The organism is Streptomyces desertarenae (assembly GCF_042681365.1).
Lineage (GTDB): Bacteria > Actinomycetota > Actinomycetes > Streptomycetales > Streptomycetaceae > Streptomyces > Streptomyces desertarenae.
The window spans coordinates 123,616-138,747 of record NZ_JBHUFU010000015.1 but is presented as its reverse complement, the minus strand read 5'-3'; the positions used below and the strand labels follow the sequence as shown (position 1 = coordinate 138,747).

Below are 15,132 nucleotides of genomic sequence, written 5' to 3'. Positions count from 1 at the left end.
GGCGCGGGCCGCCGCGGCGGCGTGGGCGGTGGGCAGTCCGCCCGCGGCGGCCGCGGCGGCGCCGGCCGCCGCGGCGCCCCGCAGCACGGTGCGCCGGGTGGCGCCGGTGTCCGCGTTCCGGTCGGGGCGTCTGCCGTGGGGGTGGTGGCTCATGGTGGTGGACCTCGCTGCCTGGGAGGGAGGGGGACGGGCGGCGGTGCGGGGGCTCAGCCCTTCACGGCGCCGATGAGCATGCCCTTCTTGAAGTGCTTCTGGACGAACGGCGAGAGCACGGCGACCGGCACCAGGGCCAGCACCATGACCGCCATCTGGACCGACAGGGTGTGAATCTGGCCGGTGTTGACGATCTGGGACATGCCGGTGGGCCGCTCGCCCTTGAGGACGATCTGGTTGAGCACGACCTGGAGCGGCATCTTGGTCTGGTCGTTGAGGTAGATGGAGGCGTTGAACCAGGCGCTCCAGTAGCCGACCGCGTAGAACAGCGAGATCACCGCCAGCACGGGCCGGGACAGCGGCATGACGATCCGCCACAGGATGCGGAAGTCGCCGGCGCCGTCGATGCGGGCGCTGTCGATCAGCTCCGGCGCGGTGCCCATGAAGAACGCCCGCAGCACCAGGATGTTGAACACGCTGACCGCGCTGGGCAGGATCAGCGAGGCGTAGGAGTCGATCAGGCCGAGGGACTGCACCAGCAGGTAGGTGGGGATCAGTCCGGCGCCGAAGAACATCGTGGCCAGCAGTGTCATCAGCATCGGCCGGTGGCCGAAGGAGCCGGAGCGCGACAGGCCGTAGGCGCACAGCACCGAGACGGTCATGCTGAACAGCGTGCCGACGACGGTGACGCAGACGCTGACGACGGTCGCCCGGGTGACCTGGCCGCCGCTGAGCAGCTCGCGGTAGGCCTCGAGGGTGATCCCGTCGGGCACGATCACCAGTCCGCCCGCCTGCCGGATGGTCTCGGCGGAGGAGAGGCTGGTGACGATCACGATCCACAGCGGGAAGAGGATGGCCAGGCAGGCCGTCCCCAGCACCGCGCCCTTGGCGGCGAGGCCGACGCGGCTGGGCGGCTCCTCCCAGGCGGGTCGCATCCGGGCGCCGGTGCCCTCGGCCTCCCGGTCCTCGGTCAGCACGCTCACTTCCTGTACACCCCCTGCTCGCCCAGCAGGTGGGCGGTCTTGTTCGCGATCAGGACCAGGCAGAGGCCGAAGATCCCCTTGACGATGCCGACGGCCGCCGCGTATCCGAAGTCGCCGTTCTCCAGGCCGACGTTCCACACGTAGGTGTCCAGGACCTCGCTGGCCCCGGTGCCCACCGCCGTGCGCTGGAGCAGGATCTGCTCGAAGCCGACGGTGAGGGCGTCGCCGACGCGCAGCACGAGCAGCATCGCGATCACCGGGCGCAGCGCGGGCAGGGTGACGTGCCACATCCGGCGCCACCGGTTCGCGCCGTCCATGGCGGCGGCCTCGTACAGTTCGTGGTTGACGGCCGCCAGCGCGGCGAGGAAGACGATGATGCCCCAGCCGGCGTCCTTCCAGATCATCTGGAAGGTGACCAGGAACTTGAAGAAGCCGGGGTCGGTCATCAGGTCGAAGCCGCCGCCGCCGTGCTCCCGCATCGTCTGGGCGATGATCCCCGCACCGCCGAAGATCTGCTGGAAGACGGTGATGACCAGCACCCAGGAGAAGAAGTGCGGCAGGTAGAGCACGCCCTGGGTCCAGGCGCGCACCCGCGGGCTGATGATGCTGTTGATCAGCAGGGCCAGCAGGATCGGGACGGGGAAGAAGAACAGCAGCTGGATGACGAAGATCACCAGGGTGTTCTCGACGGCCGACCAGAAGTAGGGGTCCCCCCACATCCGCTGGAACTGCTCGAAGCCCACCCACGGGCTCAGCTCGAAGCTCTCGGAGAAGGACTCGCCGATGTAGGGGTCGAACTCCTTGAAGGCGATGACGTTGCCCAGCAGCGGCACGTAGGCGAAGACGAGGACCAGCAGCAGGGCGGGCAGCGTCATCAGGACCAGGGCGCGGTCGCGGCGCAGCCGGTGCCGCCAGGTGACGCCGCCGGGCGGGGCGGACGCCCTCGCCCGTGCGGCGGCGGCCTTCCGGTCCCTGTGGCGCCTGTTGTCCCGGCCGTCGTCCGGTGGGGCGTCCGGCGGGGTGCCGTCCGCGGTCGGCGAACCGGCGGGGGCCGCCGGGGCGATGTGGGGCGCCGGGGCCATGCCGGTGGGGCCGGCGCCGTCGGCCGTCGCCTCGCCGGGGGCCGTGCTGTGCGACACGGGTCTCTCCTCGTCAGCGTTGCCAGGGCCCGGCCCGGTACGGGCGGCGCGCGCGGACGCGCGTGCGGGTGCGGGCGCGCTGTGGTGGTGCGCCGTCCGCGCCGGGCCGCTGCCTGGGGTGCGCGGGTGGGTCAGGCGGCGGATTCGCCGACCTCGTCGATCAGCTTCCGGTACCAGTCCCGCAGTTCGTCGCCGCCGGCCTTGCGCCAGTCCTCGACGGCCTGCTGCATATCGGAGACCTTCTTGCGGCCGCGCACGACGTCGTCCTCGAAGTCCTCGAACTGGTCGCTGAGGTTGGCCCACCGGTTGGGCTCGCGGACCTGCATCCCGTACAGCAGCGGCTCCTTCATGAAGGCGCCCATCCGCTGCTGCCATCCGCACCAGTCCCGCACCACCTGCGGGTGGTCGGGGAAGGCGGCCACGGCCTCGGAGCCGGCGGTGAAGAAGTAGGTGTCCTGGGTCTCGGTGACGCCCTGGGGGGTCTTGGTGGGCACGCCGTCCTCCAGCGTGTAGTGGGTGCCCTCGACGCCGTACCGGACCAGGCGGTTCTCCCTGGTCCCGTAGGGCGCGGCGGCGAAGTTGGCGATGGCCAGGCACTCCTCGACCGTCTCCTTGGACGCCTTGCGGTTGATGAAGGCCCAGATGCCGGCCGGGTTGGCGAAGTACAGCTGCGGGTCGCCGCCGTCGTGGCCGAAGATGTCCATGCCCGAGACGCGGAAGTCGGGGTTCTGCTCGCGCTGCTCGAAGGTCCAGCCGTACCACTTGGCGTTGCCGTCGTTGGTCATCATCGACTGGCCCGCGGTGAAGCGGGTGCCCGCGTCGCCGCGCACGGCCATGGCGTCGGGGTGGACGACCCCGGCGGCGTAGAGCTTGCGGGTCCACTCCAGCGCCTCGAGGTAGTTGTCCGTCTCGACGCGGTGGACCAGCTTCTCCCCCTGCCACTCCCAGCAGTACGGCTTGTCCGGCAGCACGCCGAAGACGTTGAACGCCGTCCACTTCATGTCCTCGCAGGCCCACACCTTGGCCCGGGGCGCGGTGATCTCCTCGGCGAGGTCCATGAACTCCTGGGCGCTGGTGGGCAGCTCCCAGCCCTTCTCCTCGAAGATGTCCTGGCGGTAGTAGGGGATGACGATGTCGACCGCGCCGGAGGGCAGGGGCAGGCCCTTCAGCTCCCCACTGAAGATCGACATCTGCCAGGCGTCGGTGGGGATGGCGGCGAGGTTGGGGTACTTCCCGACGTTGTCACCCGACAGGTAGGGGCCGAGGTCGGCGAAGCGGCTGTCGATGGCGCTGGGGATCTTGCCCTGCATCTCCCAGCTGGGGATCACCACCATGTCGGGGATGCCGTTGGAGGCGAGGACGGCGCCGAGCTTCTCCCCGTAGGTGTTGCCGTCCTGTGGCTGCCAGTCGACGTGCACGCCGGTGGCCTCGTCGACGGCCCGGTAGTAGGCGCAGTCCTTCTTGGGCGGGGTGCCCCACAGCGGGCTCATGATCGTGACCTTGCCGCCCTTGCCGAGCTTCTCCGGGACGGAGGAGGGCAGCTTCGCGTACGGCTCGGCCTTGCCGGTGAAGCCGGGGCGGGAGCCGTTCCTGCTGGGGATGTCCGGCTCGACGACGCGGGAGGCCGTGTAGGCCGGCAGGAGCTTCCGGGCGTCCTTCCCGGTCGTGGTGCCTCCCTTGCCCCCTGTGCCGCCCTCGGAGGAACACGCCGACAGCAGCGGGACCCCGCCGACCACGGCGGCGGCGACCGCGGTGGAGGCGAGGAACGTTCTCCGGCTCGGGCTGTGGGTCTGGGACATGGTGGCAACCCTTCGTGGCGGCGCGTCGGCGGACGACCGGAGCGGCCTGGCGGCCGGGCACGGTACCGCCGGTCGAATGGCTCGGTCGAAGCGCTTCGATATTGCGCCGAGATTAAGTCTGAGGGTCATACCGCGCAAGGGTCGTGACGAAGAAACCTCACAGCTCCTGCTACGGATAGACCGCAGGAAGTTCAAGGGTTCTGAGGTTGTTGCCGTTCGATGCCTTGACACCCGGCCCTTCGCCACTCCAGCATCGAAGCGCTTCGAATCCTGAAGTGCCGTCCGGAGCACGACGCTCGTCATCCCCGGCCCGCCGCGTCCCGGGCGACAGTCCGCCCCGCGGACGCCGGCGGGGACCGACCACCCCGAGGGGACCCCTACGTGAGCACCGACCAGCCGCCCTTCCGCGACCCGCGCCTGCCGGCCCGCGAACGCGCCGACGACCTGCTGGGGCGGCTCACCCTCGACGAGCGCGTCGCGATGCTGCACCAGTTCGCCCCCGCCGTGGAGCGGCTGGGCCTGCCCGCCTTCCGCACCGGCCAGGAGGCGCTGCACGGGGTGGCCTGGATGGGCCCGGCGACCGTCTTCCCCCAGGCGGTCGGCCTGGGGGCGACCTGGAACGACGACCTGGTGCGCCGGGTGGGCGAGGCCGTCGGGCGCGAGGTGCGCGCGATGCGGGCCCGCGACCCGCGCGTGGGCCTGAACGTCTGGGCGCCCACGGTGAACCTGCTGCGCCATCCGCTGTGGGGACGCAACGAGGAGGGCTACTCCGAGGACCCGCACCTGACCGCGGCCATCGCCACCGCCTACACCCGGGGCCTGCGCGGCGACCACCCGACGCGCTGGCGCACCGCCCCGGTGCTCAAGCACTGGCTGTCGCACAACAACGAGACCGACCGCGACACCTCCTCGGCCTCGGTGCGCCCCCGGGTACTGCACGAGTACGAGCTGCCCGCCTTCCGCGGCCCGGTGCGGGCGGGTGCGGTGGCCGGGGTGATGCCCGCCTACAACCTGGTCAACGGGCGCCCCAACCACCTCTCCCCGCTCCTGTCCGAGCAGCTGCGCACCTGGTGCGACCACGACCTGGTGGTGTGCTCGGACGCGGGTGCCCCCAGCAACCTCGCCGACTCCCAGGCCTACTTCGCCGACCACGAGGAGGCCACCGCCGCCGCCCTGCGCGCCGGCGTGGACAGCTTCACCGACCACGGCGAGGACTCCTCGGTGATCACCGCCCGGGTGCGCGGCGCCCTGGACCGCGGCCTGCTGGAGGAGGCCGACGTCGACGCGGCGGTGCGGCGGCTGCTGGCGATGCGCTGCGCGCTGGGCGACCTCGACCCGGAGCCCGGCCCGCAGGACGACGCCGCGTTCGACACGGCCGGACACCGCGCGCTGGCGCGCGAGGCCGCCGAGCAGGCGGTCGTCCTGCTGAAGAACGACGGGCTGCTGCCGCTGGCGGAGGGCGTGCGGGTGGCGGTCGTCGGACTGCTGGCCGACGAGTGCAAGCTCGACTGGTACAGCGGCGCGCTGCTGCACCGCTCCACCCCGCTGGACGGCCTGCGCGAGCGGTTCGGCGCCGACCGCGTGACGTTCGCCGAGGGCGCCGACCGGGTGCGGCTGCGCTGCCCCGGCGGCTGGCTGACCGACCCCGGCACCGGTCCCGGCAAGGACGGGGACGGGACCGGCGACCCCGCCGCGGCGGGCGCGCTGGACCCGGCGCTGCTGCGCGGCCGCACCGACCTGCCGCCGCTGGAGGTCCGCGCCGAGCCGGCCGCGGGCGGCGAGTTCGCCCTGGTGGACTGGGGCGGCGGGGTCCTGACGCTGCGGGCGGAGTGCGGGCGCTACCTGTCGGTGGCCGACGACGGCTTCCTGCGCGCCTCGGCCGACCAGCCGGGCGGCTGGATCGTCCAGGAGACCTTCGAGTTGCGGCCGCACGGCGAGGGGTACCTCCTGTGGCACCGGGGGACGGGCCGGTACCTGACAGTCGCCGCCGACGGCGCCAGGGTTGCCGCCGACGGCGAGGAGGGCGCGGTGTTCGCCGTGGAGACGGTCGAACGCGGCGAGGACGCGGTGCGGGCCGCCGCGGAGGACGCCGACGTGGTGGTCGTCGTGGCGGGCAACGATCCGCACATCAACGGCCGGGAGACCGAGGACCGCACCACGCTCGCCCTCCCGCCGCAGCAGGACCGGCTGTGGCGCGCGGCCCGTGAGGCCAACCCGCGCACCGCCCTGGTGCTCACCTCGGCCTATCCGTACGCGGTGGGCGACGCCGACGCCGCCCTGCCCGCCCTGCTGTGGACCGCCCACGGCGGGCAGGCCGCCGGGGCCGCCCTGGCCGCGGTGCTGGCCGGGGACGTCCCGCCGGGCGGGCGGCTGCCGCAGACCTGGTACGCCTCCGACGCGGACCTGCCCGGCCTGCTCGACTACGACGTCATCGGCTCCCGCACCACCTACCTGTACTTCGACGGCACGCCCCTGTACCCCTTCGGCCACGGACTGTCGTACACGTCCTTCTCCTACGGCGGCCTGACCGCCTCCCACGACGGGCGGACGCTGACGGTCCGCTGCACGGTGGCCAACACCGGGGAGCAGACCGGCGACGAGGTCGTCCAGCTCTACGTGCGCGCGGTGGAGACGGCCGGCCCGGACCTCCCCCGTCCGCACCGCGCCCTGGCCGGCCACCGCAGGATCCGCCTGGCGCCGGGCGCCTCGCGGGAGGTGGAGTTCGCCGTCCCGCTGTCGGAGGCGCTGGGCTTCTGGGACGTCGCACACGGCCGCTGGACGGTGGCGCCGGGCACCTACGGCGTCGACGTCGGCGCCTCCAGCACCGACCTCCGCGCCGGCGCGACCGTGCGGGTCGGCGGCGAGGCGCCCGGACCGCGTCCGGTGGGGAGCATCCGGGCCGCCGACTACGACGAGCAGCGCGGCACCGCACTGGTGGACCTCGGCCGGGAGCGCGGCGACGCGGTCGCCCCCGCCGGCGAGGAGGAGGCCGAACTGGTCTTCCGCGACTGCGGCTTCGGCTCCGGCACCGCCTCCGTCACCGTGGAGGCCGCCCGCGAGGAGCCGGGCGAGGCGGTGGTCGTCCTCCGGGCGGGGGACGGCGCACCGGTCCATCTCACCGTCCCCTCCACCGGCGACCGCTACGCCTACACCACCGTGCGGGCCGCCCTGCCCGAGCCGCCCGAGGGCACCGGCGACCTGCGCGTCACCCTGCGCGGCTCCCTGAGACTGGCCCGTCTGGGCTTCGGCGACCCCTCGTCCGCCGAATCCTCCTGACGACAGGCGGGCCCGCGCCGCGGTCCGGCCCCGTGCCTCCGGGCGCCGGGCCGCGGCGGTCCCCATCCCGGCGGCACGGGACGCGCCGGTCCGTCCGGGGCCCCGGTCCCTCCGGCCGGCGGGCGGCCGGGGCGTGTGCCCCGGCCGCCGCGGCCTCACCCGTGTGCGGGCCCGGTCACAGGTCCAGGCCGGTGAGGACCATCACCCGCTCGTAGGTGTAGTCCTCCATCGCGAACAGCACGCCCTCGCGCCCGACTCCGGACTCCTTCGCACCGCCGTAGGGCATCTGGTCCGCGCGGTAGGAGGGCACGTCGCCGATGATCACGCCGCCGACCTCCAGGGCGCGGTGGGCGCGGAAGGCGGCCTGCACGTCGTGGGTGAACACGCCCGCCTGGAGGCCGTACCGGGAGTCGTTGACCGCGGCGAAGGCGGCCTCCTCGCCGTCGGCCGGCGAGATGGTCAGCACGGGGCCGAAGACCTCCTCGCAGGAGAGGGTGACGTCGGCGGGGACGTCGACGAGGACGGTGGGGGCGTAGGCGGCGCCGTCCCGCTTGCCGCCGGTCAGCAGCCGCGCCCCGGCGGCGACCGCCTCGTCCACCCAGGACTCCACCCGCCTGGCGGCGTCCTCGCTGATCAGCGGGCCGACGTCGGTGGCGTCGTCCGAGGGGTCACCGGTGACCTGCGCCTCGACGGCGGCGACCACCTTGGGCACCAGCCGGTCGTACACCGAGGCGTCGGCGATGACCCGCTGGACGGAGATGCAGGACTGGCCGCCCTGGTAGTTGGAGAAGGTCGCGATGCGCTGCGCGGCCCAGTCCAGGTCGGCCTCCGAGGAGTAGTCGGCCAGGACCACCGCCGCGCCGTTGCCGCCCAGCTCCAGGGTGACGCGCTTGCGGGGGACGGAGTCCAGGATGGACCACCCGACGGGGCCGGAACCGGTGAAGGAGAGCACCGGCAGCCGCTCGTCCCGCACCAGCGACGGCATGCGGTCGTTGGGGACGGGCAGCACCGACCAGGCGCCGGCGGGCAGGTCGGTCTCGGCCAGCAGCTCGCCCAGGAGCAGCGCGGAGAGCGGGGTGGCCGGTGCGGGCTTGAGGATGATCGGCGCGCCGACCGCGATCGCCGGGGCGACCTTGTGGGCGCAGAGGTTGAGCGGGAAGTTGAACGGCGCGATGCCCAGCACCGGTCCGCGCGGGAAGCGGCGGGTCAGGGCGAGGCGGCCGACCCCGCCCGCGTCGGAGTCCAGCCGCTGGGCGGTGCCGCCGTTGAAGCGGCGTGCCTCGTCCGAGGCCCAGCGGAAGACCGACACCGCGCGGCCGACCTCGCCGCGGGCCCACTTGACGGGCTTTCCGTTCTCGGCGGAGATCAGCCGGGCGATCTCCTCGGAGCGCTCGGCGAGCCGTCGTGAGACGTGGTCCAGGGCCGCGGCGCGCACGTGCGCGGGCGTGGCCGCGAACTCGGCGGCGACACCGGCCGCGGCGGCCACGGCCTGCTCGACCTGGGCCTCGGTGGGGATGCCGACGATGCCGACGGTCCGGCCGTCCCAGGGCGAGGTGACCTCGAAGGTCTCGTCGCCGGTCGCCTCGCGGCCGGCGAGCCAGAACGCGTGCGGGGAAGTCGCTGTGGTCACTGCGTATCCCGGCCCTTCCGAAGTGGTGGAGCGATGTGGTGGCGGTCGAGTGGTGGTCGACGCGGGTGGGCGACCGGCCGTGACGGCACGGGCGGCCCTCCGCCACCACCGTAGGGGCCGCACCGGCCCGCGGCTGTTGTCCTGCGCGTAGCACTGCGGCGCCTCCCCGCACCGCTTTGGCGAGAAAGGGGGGGTTGTCGGCCCGTCCTTTTTGCCGCGACCATGACACGGCACGACACGCAAGGCCCCCCACCCGTCGAACTGGACACCCCAGGAGACGCGATGCGTAGACGTCCGAGGGGACGGCGGTCCCTCACCGCCGCCCTGTTCCTCACCCTCGCACTGGCCGCTCCGCTCGGCGCGCAGGCCACCGCCGCGCCCGGCGACGACCTCCGGCGGACCACCACCGCCGGCGGCGACCGGCAGTACGAGATCACCGGCATCACCGGCGCCGACCGGCGCACCGCCATCGCCCGCACCGGCGCCGCGATCGACGCGGTGCGCGAGCACTCGGTGGTGGTCACCGCCGACGCCGCGCAGGCGGAGAGGCTGCGCAAGGCCGGACACCGGCTCACCGCGCTCCCGGCGCCGCCGGACCGGACGGCCGGAAAGGAGACCGGCGCCCTCGACTTCCCGCCGAGCGACTCCGGCTACCACAACTACGCCGAGGCCACGGCGGCCGTCAACGAGTACGTCCGGGCGCACCCGGACATCATGACCAAGAAGGTCATCGGCAAGTCCCACCAGGGCCGCGACATCGTCGCGGTCAAGATCAGCGACAACGCCCGCACCGACGAGGCCGAACCCGAGGTGCTGTTCACACACCACCAGCACGCCCGGGAGCACCTGACGGTCGAGATGGCGCTCTACGTGATCCGGGAGTTCGGCGAGCGGTACGGCTCGGACGCGCGCATCACCCGCATGGTCGACCAGCGCGAGCTGTGGATCATCCCGGACGCCAATCCCGACGGCGGCGAGTACGACATCGCCTCCGGCAGCTACCGCAGTTGGCGCAAGAACCGCCAGCCCACCCCCGGCTCCACGGCCATCGGCACCGACCTCAACCGCAACTGGCCCTACCAGTGGGGCTGCTGCGGCGGCTCCTCCTCCAGCCCCTCCAGCCTCACCTACCGCGGCCCGTCCGCCGGGTCCGCCACCGAGGTGCGCGTCGTCGCCGACTTCGTCAACAGCCGGGTCGTGGGCGGAAGGCAGCAGATCCGGGCGCACATCGACTTCCACACCTACAGCGAACTGGTGCTGTGGCCCTACGGCTACACCTACGACGACACCGCCCCGGGACTCACCCGGGACGACCGCGACGCCTTCGCCGCCGTGGGCCGGGCGATGGCCGCCAGCAACGGCTACACCCCGCAGCAGTCCAGCGACCTGTACATCACGGACGGGTCGATCAACGACTGGATGTGGGGTGTGCACCGCATCTTCAGCTACACCTTCGAGATGTACCCGGGCCCCAACGGCCGGGAGGGCTTCTACCCGCCCGACGAGGTGATCGAGCGGGAGACCAGCCGCAACGAGGGCGCGGTGCTCCTGCTGCTGGAGAACGCCGACTGCATGTACCGCTCGATCGGCAAGGGGGCGCAGTACTGCACCTCCTGACCGGGCGGGCCTGAACCGGCCGGGGGCGCCTCCGGCCGGCTCAGGCCCCCCGTCCGTCCCCGGCCGGGGGCAGGGCGGCCGTCGCCTTGAGCGCCAGCCACAGCTCCATCCGCACGTCCGGGTCGTCCAGCGACCGGCCCAGGATCTCCTCGACCCGCCGCATCCGGTAGCGCAGGGTGTGCCGGTGGACGCCGAGGTCGGCGGCGGCCGCGTCCCACTGGCCGTGGCGCGAGAGCCAGGCGTGCAGCGAGGCGACCAGGTCGCCGCGGCCGTGCGCGTCGTGTTCGTGCAGCGCCCGCAGCATGCCGTCGGCGAAGGCCCGCACGGCGTCGTCGGCCAGCAGCGGCAGTACCGAGCCGGAGGCCACGTCCTCGTGCTCCACCAGCGCCCGCCCCCGGCGGCGGGCGACGGACAGCGCCTGCTCGGCCTGCCGGAAGGCCACGGCCGCGGAGGCGATCCCGGCGGGCGCCGAGACACCGACGACCAGCCCCGGCCCCGTCTGACCGGTCCGCACGGCCGACCCGCCCCGCCCCGTCCCGCAGACGTCGCCGCCGGGGGCGGTCTCGGCCCGTCCCGCGAAGTCCGCGCAGGCGGCCGCCGCGGCTCCGCCGTCGGCCACCAGCCCCGTCAGCCTGGCCCCGCACAGGACCAGCAGCACCGACTCCCCCGCCCGCGCCGCGGCCGCCTCGACCCGCTCGGCCAGCGCCTCCAGCACCGCCGGCGGGCCCTCCTGCGGTTCCCCCGCCGCCCCGGGGGCGGCGGCCTCCTCCGCCCGCCCGCGCGGAACGGCGGGTGCGCGGCGCCGGCCCGCCCCCGCTGCGGCCTCCGCCACCACCACCCGCAGCGGCTCGTCCAGCAGCCCGCCGTACAGGGAGCCGGCCACCGCCCGGGCGTGGTCGGCCTCCCCCGCCATCAGCATCCGCAGCACCCCGGCCGCCAGCCGCCGCTCGGCCTCCTGCAGGGCGCGGGAACGCTCGGTGGTCAGGGTCAGCAGGGCGACGGCGGAGTTGACGGCGTAGCGCTCGGCGGTGCCCGGCGGGGAACCGGTGCCCACCGCCAGCACGGCCCTGACCCGCCGCCCGGAACCGATCGACTGCAGCTCCACCCGGTCGTCCGGCGCCTCCCCGTCCCGGCCGTCCCCCCGGTCCCCGCCGCCCGGTGCCTCGCTGACCACGGCGCTCGCCGGCGCGGGCCGGTCGCGCAGGCGCCGCACCTCCCCGGTCAGCCGCGCGGCGCGGCGGGACGCCCAGGCGGGGGCCGCGGCCACCAGCGCCCCGGAGACGTCGTAGAGTGCCGCCCAGCCGTCGACGTGCGCGGCCAGCCGCGCCAGCAGGGCCGCCGGGCCCTGCTCGGACAGGGCGGCGCGGGTCAGCTCGCGCTGGGCCTCGAAACCCGCGGTGACCGCCCGGTACTGCTCGGCGGCGTTGGCCGCCGACACCGCCTTGCTGATCGCCAGGAACGGGGTGCGGCGGGGCACCTCCAGCAGCGGGAAGCCCACCTCGCGGGCCGCGGCGAGCAGCGCCGGCGGCACCTCCTCGTAGGCGACCCCGGCCGCGAAGCCCAGCCCGACCACGCCGGCGGCGTCCAGCCGCCCGACGTAGCGGCGCATCGCGGCGGCGTCCTCGACGTCGAGCTTCATCGCCGTGATCAGCAGCAGCTCCCCGCCCTCCAGGTACGGCACGGGGTCGGGCAGCTCGCTGACGTGCGCCCAGCGCACGGGGGCGTCCAGCCGGTCCCCGCCCGCGAGGACGGTGAGCCTGAGGGAGGAGTGCTGGACCAGCGAGGCGAGGGTGAGCGGCATGACTGGACTGGGGCCCTTTCCGGCGGTTCGCCGCTTTACGTCGGCGCTTTCCGGCAGACGGGGTGATACGTGACGATGGTTTTGGCCGTACGGTAGTGAGAATAAGGCCGGACTGTGCCTGACCGTACAGCTGTACGCCTCCGCGCGCCTGCTCCCGCGCCCCGGCGCGGACCCGCCCGGAGCGCGGCCCGGGCTCCGGGCCCGCGCGCTCCGGCGTCACCCGCCCAGACGGGTCAGGACCGGCGGACTCGCCTCGCCCCGGAAGGTCGTCAGCGACACCACCGCATGCCCCGGCGGCACCTTGTGGGCCAGGTCGGAGGCCGACCACCGCTCGCGCTGCACCGTGCGCACCGTCACCGAGCGGGTGGTCGCCCGCACCCCCGTGAACAGGGTGCGGACGGCCCGCACGGCCCTGCGGAGCGGGCCGCCGGAGACGTCCGGGTTGTGGGTGACGTCCTCGGTCTCCACCCAGTCCCGGCCCCAGGCCCGGGCGAACACCTCGCCGTCCCAGGTGCTCAGCCCCGACAGCGCCACCCGGCAGCCGACGGCGCCGACCGCGGCCGCGCGCAGCGGCTCGGGCACCTCGTCCAGGCTGCGCAGCGCCAGCACCACGCCCGCGTTCGCGGTCCGCAGCCGCTGGACGGCCCGCACGGAGGCGGGCGTGAGGGTGTGCGCGGCGTCGTCGAGCACCAGGCAGGCGAAGAGCGAGCGCCGGTCCCGGTCCTGGGCGCAGGTGGTGAACTGGGCGAGCAGCAGCCGGGCCAGCAGGCGGGATGCCTCGGCGTGGCCGCGTTCGGGCAGGTCGATCCGCACCCGCAGCGGGTGCTCCAGGTCGCGCATGGCGAAGGGCCGGCCGGGACGGGCGGGCCCGCCGGGACCGGCCGCCTCCCCCGGGGCGCCGGTGCGGAAGAACCCGGCGAACGCGGGCCGGTCCAGCAGCGCGATCCGGTCGGCCAGCAGCGGCCCGGGATCACCGGGCCGTCCGGCCTGGCGCTCGCGGGCGTCCAGCTCGCGCAGGGCGGCCCCGTCCCCGGCGGCCTCGCAGGCCTGGCGCAGCGCGGCCAGCGCGACCGGAACACCGTCCAGCAGCTCCCGCAGCTCGGGGACGGACGGGAAGCGGCCGTGCGCGGCCCGGTAGGGGCCGATGAGCTGCGCGAGAGCGGTGGCGGCGCGGCGGGTGTCGGCCTCGCCGCCCGGCATCCCGAACGCGCCTCCCGCCCCGGCGCCCCCGAGGGCGTCGCCGACCAGCGCCTCGGCGAGCACGGCGGCGGCCTCGTCGGGGTCGTCGGCGCCGCCGTAGAGGTCGAGGTCGTGGGCGGAGCCGGGGTCGCCGAGCCTGATCACCACGTCGTAGGCCTCGTCGGGCCCGAGCCCGGCACCCGCCGCGCCCACGGCGACCACCGCGGCCCGCCCGGCGAGCGCCTGGAGCGCCAGGGACTCCACCGCCGGCCGCACCACCCTGCTGGTCTTCCCGGCGGCGGACGGGCCCACCACCAGCAGCGAGGTGCTCAGCAGGGCGGGCTCCAGGGCGAGCCAGGCGCCCCGGTAGGCGTACGGGTTGCGCTCCTCGTCGGGCACGGAGCCCAGCCGCACCTGCCCGGTCAGCAGGTCGTGCCGGGCCGCCCGGGCGGGCAGGTCCCGGTCGCCGGAGGGGTGGGTGAAGGCGGCGGCGCCCCGGGCGAGTATGGCTTCGGAGAAGGCGGGCAGCCGGTCGGGCCTCGACCGCGCCGTCTGCCAGGCGCGGTCGAGGCGCACGTAGTCCACGTCGTTCATCCGCCCCTGCCGGATCTCCGCCGTCAGCCGGTCGGCGGCGGCGTGCTCGCCGGCGGCCCGCAGCTGGGGCCACAGCCCGGGGTCGGCGGCGGGATCGCTCTGGGCCGGCGGGACCTCGGGAGTCTGCCCGGACGGCGCTCCAAAGCGTTCGCGCACGTAGCGCCGCCAGACCTCCCGCCACCGCCCGATCGTTCCGAAGACGAGCACAAGAACGGCGACGACCACTCCGTAGATGCAGATGTAGTTGAAGACGGCTGCCCAGAACTGGCTGCCGCCGCCGGCGGCCCATGACGCGGGCCAGATTCCGTAGAGCAGCCGGAAGGCAGGCAGGTACTCGTTGTAGATGAGCGACCAGGTGAGCAGTGCACCGAGCAGCGCCAGCGCGGCACCGCCCAGCAGTTGCCGGTCGTCCAGCCGGTCGGGGTCCTCCGGCGGCTTCGGCCGGTGCCCGTACCGCCACACCCCCGGCTCGGCCTCGGGGCGGGGGGTGCGCAGCCACTCCCCCAGGGGCGGCCCGGCCGCCGGCGCCTGCCGCGGCATCGGGGGAGGCGGCGGGGTCGGCGGCAGCGCCGGGGCGGCCCCCTCGCCGCCCCACGTCCCGCCGGCCGCTCCTCGGACGTGCCGCGGGTCCCGTGCGCCCGGAACGCCGCCCGGGGCACCGTAGGCCCCCGGCGGCCCGTACGGCCCGTGACTCCCCTGCGCCCCGTCACCCACCATGTCCCGCTCTGCTCCTCGTCCGGCCCGTCCGGCCCGTCCGGCGCGCCCCGGCCCGTCCGCCGGCGCCGCCTCCGCCCAATCTAGTGTCCCGGCACGCCCGTTGGCCGCCCCGCGGAACCGGCCCTGTCCACGGTGGCCAACACGACGCGGCCACTTCTCCGCGGCGGTGCATGTCAGCGTCCCCTCCCGCGACCTAGCCTGCGAGAAACCGCACCCGCGAAGTCTCCTTCCGACCCCTTAGCAC

Annotated in this window: 8 protein-coding genes; 2 read left to right on the top strand and 6 right to left on the bottom strand. The window is 74.7% G+C overall.

From position 1 onward, the window contains the following. Positions 1-206: 206 nt before the first annotated feature. The 3 genes from ACFSJS_RS22950 to ACFSJS_RS22940 form a co-directional block, all read right to left on the bottom strand. Positions 207-1,088 (bottom strand): carbohydrate ABC transporter permease, encoded by an 882-nt coding sequence (locus ACFSJS_RS22950; protein WP_380903443.1) that lies wholly within the window; start codon positions 1,086-1,088, stop codon positions 207-209. 44 nt (positions 1,089-1,132) lie between these two features. Beyond that, entirely contained in the window at positions 1,133-2,275 is a 1,143-nt protein-coding gene (locus ACFSJS_RS22945) for an ABC transporter permease (RefSeq protein ID WP_380903433.1), read from the bottom strand. A gap of 131 nt (positions 2,276-2,406) precedes the next feature. Next, entirely contained in the window at positions 2,407-4,074 is a 1,668-nt protein-coding gene (locus tag ACFSJS_RS22940) for an extracellular solute-binding protein (RefSeq protein WP_380903431.1), read from the bottom strand. 381 nt (positions 4,075-4,455) lie between these two features. On the opposite strand from ACFSJS_RS22940, the gene ACFSJS_RS22935 reads away from it, so the two are divergent. Further along, positions 4,456-7,350 carry a glycoside hydrolase family 3 C-terminal domain-containing protein gene (locus tag ACFSJS_RS22935; protein ID WP_380903429.1) on the top strand — a complete coding sequence of 965 codons (2,895 nt, stop codon included), beginning with the start codon at positions 4,456-4,458 and terminating at the stop codon, positions 7,348-7,350. A 175-nt stretch (positions 7,351-7,525) separates the two neighbouring features. Here the strand turns inward: ACFSJS_RS22935 and ACFSJS_RS22930 are convergent, their stop codons facing one another. Next, on the bottom strand, positions 7,526-8,980 hold the full coding sequence (locus ACFSJS_RS22930) for an aldehyde dehydrogenase family protein (protein WP_380903427.1): 1,455 nt from the start codon (positions 8,978-8,980) through the stop codon (positions 7,526-7,528). Positions 8,981-9,262: 282 nt separating this feature from the next. On the opposite strand from ACFSJS_RS22930, the gene ACFSJS_RS22925 reads away from it, so the two are divergent. Continuing rightward, positions 9,263-10,597 carry a M14 family metallopeptidase gene (locus ACFSJS_RS22925; protein ID WP_380903425.1) on the top strand — a complete coding sequence of 445 codons (1,335 nt, stop codon included), beginning with the start codon at positions 9,263-9,265 and terminating at the stop codon, positions 10,595-10,597. A 40-nt stretch (positions 10,598-10,637) separates the two neighbouring features. On the opposite strand, the gene ACFSJS_RS22920 is transcribed toward ACFSJS_RS22925, so the two are convergent. Together ACFSJS_RS22920 and ACFSJS_RS22915 are read right to left on the bottom strand one after the other, a co-directional pair. Next, positions 10,638-12,398 (bottom strand): PucR family transcriptional regulator, encoded by a 1,761-nt coding sequence (locus tag ACFSJS_RS22920; protein WP_380903423.1) that lies wholly within the window; start codon positions 12,396-12,398, stop codon positions 10,638-10,640. A 216-nt stretch (positions 12,399-12,614) separates the two neighbouring features. Continuing rightward, positions 12,615-14,711 carry an ATP-binding protein gene (locus ACFSJS_RS22915; RefSeq protein WP_380903421.1) on the bottom strand — a complete coding sequence of 699 codons (2,097 nt, stop codon included), beginning with the start codon at positions 14,709-14,711 and terminating at the stop codon, positions 12,615-12,617. Positions 14,712-15,132: the final 421 nt, after the last annotated feature.

Bases quoted from the DNA above. Each gene is read 5' to 3' on its own strand.
- ACFSJS_RS22950 (WP_380903443.1), bottom strand. From the start codon at position 1,088: ATGCGACCCGCCTGGGAGGAGCCGCCCAGCCGCGTCGGCCTCGCCGCC.
- ACFSJS_RS22940 (WP_380903431.1), bottom strand. From the start codon at position 4,074: ATGTCCCAGACCCACAGCCCGAGCCGGAGAACGTTCCTCGCCTCCACC.
- ACFSJS_RS22925 (WP_380903425.1), top strand. From the start codon at position 9,263: ATGCGTAGACGTCCGAGGGGACGGCGGTCCCTCACCGCCGCCCTGTTC.
- ACFSJS_RS22920 (WP_380903423.1), bottom strand. From the start codon at position 12,398: ATGCCGCTCACCCTCGCCTCGCTGGTCCAGCACTCCTCCCTCAGGCTC.
- ACFSJS_RS22915 (WP_380903421.1), bottom strand. From the start codon at position 14,711: ATGCCGCGGCAGGCGCCGGCGGCCGGGCCGCCCCTGGGGGAGTGGCTG.